The organism is Pseudolactococcus yaeyamensis (assembly GCF_054658615.1).
In genome coordinates this window covers 1-3,406 of record NZ_BAAGGP010000143.1, presented here as the reverse complement: position 1 = coordinate 3,406, position 3,406 = coordinate 1, and the positions used below count along the sequence as shown (strand labels likewise).

The 3,406-nt window shown below is 32.8% G+C and carries 4 protein-coding genes and 1 pseudogene; 1 reads left to right on the top strand and 4 read right to left on the bottom strand.

What is annotated here, in order from left to right:
- The first annotated feature begins 314 nt into the window (after positions 1–314).
- Positions 315–605, top strand: a complete 291-nt coding sequence (locus ACYQ21_RS14985) for a DUF3270 family protein (protein WP_460059431.1) — start codon at positions 315–317, stop codon at positions 603–605.
- Positions 606–649: 44 nt separating this feature from the next.
- On the opposite strand, the gene ACYQ21_RS14980 is transcribed toward ACYQ21_RS14985, so the two are convergent.
- The 4 genes and pseudogenes from ACYQ21_RS14980 to ACYQ21_RS14965 form a co-directional block, all read right to left on the bottom strand.
- Entirely contained in the window at positions 650–1,321 is a 672-nt protein-coding gene (locus ACYQ21_RS14980) for an ATP-binding cassette domain-containing protein (protein WP_460059429.1), read from the bottom strand.
- Positions 1,305–2,180, bottom strand: coding sequence for a hypothetical protein (locus ACYQ21_RS14975; protein WP_460059428.1), 876 nt, complete (start codon positions 2,178–2,180; stop codon positions 1,305–1,307). The genes ACYQ21_RS14980 and ACYQ21_RS14975 overlap by 17 nt, the downstream gene beginning before the upstream one ends.
- Before the next feature lie 3 nt (positions 2,181–2,183).
- The gene (locus tag ACYQ21_RS14970) at positions 2,184–2,588 is read right to left on the bottom strand and encodes a hypothetical protein (RefSeq protein ID WP_460059427.1); all 405 of its coding nucleotides are present in this window, start codon (positions 2,586–2,588) and stop codon (positions 2,184–2,186) included.
- 354 nt (positions 2,589–2,942) lie between these two features.
- Positions 2,943–3,406 (bottom strand): annotated as a pseudogene (locus ACYQ21_RS14965) (ISLre2 family transposase); the annotation flags it as partial.

Genomic DNA, 3,406 nt, shown 5'->3' with positions numbered 1-3,406 from the left:
GAGACAATTCGCAAGAGGGGTGTGTATACAACAAAAATAATTGAGAACAAAACGCTCTAACTCCTTATATCACAAGGCGGAATAGTGTTTTTCTGATTTTTAACTGTCAAACTCGGGATTATAACAAGAAATAACCTTTTCGTCCGCTATTTCTTTTTCAAAAATTAACGAGAGAAGAAAGGGCTTCAACTCAATCCTTCAGAATATTAATAAATAATACAGTTACGTAACCAAGATGTAATATTTTAACTGAATTGTAAAGTATAAGCTTACTTAAGCGTGATATCATAAGGAAGTACGATAAGGGAGGCAGTATGGAAGCACCTAAATACGACGAAGATTTAGATTACTGGCAAGCGCCTATGCGCGATTATTGCAGAGAAGAAAAGGCATCTGATGATAAGATGATAGCCGAAAGATTTAACGAGATTGCCTTTTTCCTCAATATTGCTGTTTTTTCAGTCCTCATGATTTTAAGTTGCGCCATGCTTTCGGCAATTATGCCGTCTTTCCTGAGCGTACTCCTATCGATTGTATTATCTCTCACCCTGTTAAAAGTTTCAAAACAAGCAATCAAAACCTTCCTACGGATTATAAAAAAATAAGCTGAAAAGCTTATTTTTTTGATGATAACCCTAAAAATAAGAGTTTAAAAACCACTCTTCTGAACTGATTCAAACTTAAAATTTGAAATCTCATAAATTTTATCTGCTATGGCTACTATCCGCTCATCATGGGACGCAATAATCACGTACTTACCGTCTTTTTTTAATTCTTGAAATAAGGCAATGATAATTTCAAAATTCTTCTTATCTAAATTTGTTGTCGGTTCATCAGCCAAGATGATATCAGGACCTAACATCAAACTTCTTGCGATTGCAACACGCTGTTTTTGACCACCCGAAATCTTTTTGACCACACTTTTAAGGATAGCTTCAAAACCGAATTGCTTAGAAAGCATCCTTGCACGATTGATATCATCTTGCTTTTTCTTTTTTTGATGAAAAGTTGGTACTAGCAGATTTTCGAGTACCGTATAGTCTTCAAGTAAGGCGAAATCTTGCGCAATATAGCCAATATGGTCTCTTCTAAACCTGCTCATTTCAAAATCAGATTTTTGTTGAAGTACGGTTTCATCATAAACATATATTCCTTCTTGAAAAGGCACTAATCCTGAAATCATTTCAAGAAATGTCGTTTTACCAATACCAGACTCTCCAGTAATCACAACAATTTCTCCTCTTTCAGCTTTAAAATTTGAATCTAAAAAAATGGGTTTAGTCTTATATTTTTTGGAAAAATGCTTAATTTCTAACGTCATATAGTCTCCTCATCATAAAATCTGTCACAATAGATATGATAGTCATGGTTAGTAGGCTTAAAGCGATAGAAATGATAAAATTATATACCGGTAACCCGCCATCTCTCAATAAACTAAATTCTAAACAGACAAAAAGTACACCAAAAACAACAATTGGCAAGCTTAAAACTCGCTTCATAGAAAAAGTGATCTGTTTAGTCGTTGTACCGACTAAACGATAAATTCTAATCTCATCTTTTAGTATTTTCAGGATTGATTTAATCACGAACAATAAGATTACAACAATCAACACTAACAAGATTAAAATTGCCAATATACCAAATACGTAATCATTTCTATATTCTTGTTTTACGTCCTGAAGTATATCCTTAACAGACTTAATATCTAATGCTAGACCTAGTTTTTTACTTTCAGAAATAACATTACTCCTGTCTCTATTTAATACCCCTTTAACTAGCAAATGATTGACATCATTGATATTCCAATATTCAGAAGTAATTATATTTTTTAATTGTTCACGACTCAACTTTTCTGGCGTTTCCAAAGCACTAGTTGTAAAATAGGTTTCACTTGCAAGATAAATATGACCAGAAAAATTTTTTTCTAATACCTCATAAAATTTTTCCTGACTTTCTTTAGATGGGGTAACAACGTAATTCGCAGCATCCACTTGAGGCGTATACACAACCTTTGACCAATTTTCTTTACTTCTTGCTTCATATGCTTTCAAAATCGGATAATTTTGTATGGCAACATTACTTTGAACCAAAAAAATGGCTTGTATTAGAAACGTTATCATGCCAATAGCAAACAGAACAAACCATCTTTTTTTAACAATTAGTCTATTTAATTTTGTCATTTCTTAAATTTTCTCCATTTTTATAAAAACTAGCGTAAATATCAAGACTTCTATCACATTTTTAATCGCTAATAGTACAATCATATTTGTGATTCCAATACTTATCCAATCTTGTATGAAAACGCCAAGACATATGGCTAGCACCATTACACTGAAATTAGCATACTGTGATGTCACAAACATGTGTCGTTTACTTTTTCCAATGATTCGAAACACCCTAAAATCAGATTTTTCACTCATCAACTGTAACACATAGTAAAATTCATTAATCGCAAGTAAGCCAATCACAACAAAATCTATTTTTGTAAAGCATCTAGAAAAAAATAGTAAAATGATTAGCAACATCATTTCTTGAACAATTCGTTTATTTTGCTTCATTTTCAAAGAAATTGGGACAAAAACAGACATTTATCCCCTTATAAAATGGGTATGTATTTTATTTTCTGATATTCCCCAAATCCTACGATTCAGAGCCGAGTTTATATCAAAAAAGCAAGCGTGTTAGAATTTTCTTCTTCCATCTCACTTGCTTTTCAATCTTTTTTTAGATATACTAAGTTTGTGAGTATAGAAGTGTATTTTCTATACTACTTGTCGATAGAGAGAGGTAATCTCTATCGGCTTTTTTGATTTTTTATTATCTTAATTATACCTTAAATCACGCAAAAAAACAATAGCCAAATCAAACTTTTTTCAAGTATTTTAGCTATTTCTTCGCTATTTTTTGCTTTGTTATAGTTGCCGATATACCGTTGTTTTTAGCTACTGAAAACTCTTACGGATTGTATCGTTTCTTATCTTGCCTTGTTTGATTTCGCTTGATGTCTCATTTGTTTTCAAGTAATCTGAGACACTGCCTTCTAGCTCCTGATATTTGGCATACTTTTCACGCCAGTCGCCAAAAAATAGATCTCGGATGGCGTTTTTATCTTCATACCTCATGATAATGAGCTGGGTCATGGCTTCAGCACCCGTCAACGACCAGTACATGCCTTGTTTCTTCATCCGATAAGTGATTTTTCGGTGCTGACTTTCCATAACCCCGATACCATTTAAATTTAACCCTCTATCTTCAGCGGTTTTGGTATAGGAGAAGTTTCTGAGAATAGAGTTTTTGAATTTGTAAAACTTTTCTGTTTTCTTTTCCCCTTCAACCATTCCCTCCATCGTATCGAAAATGGCGCTCAAATCTTTTTTCTTATGATTTTTGATACACTCAAAAATTT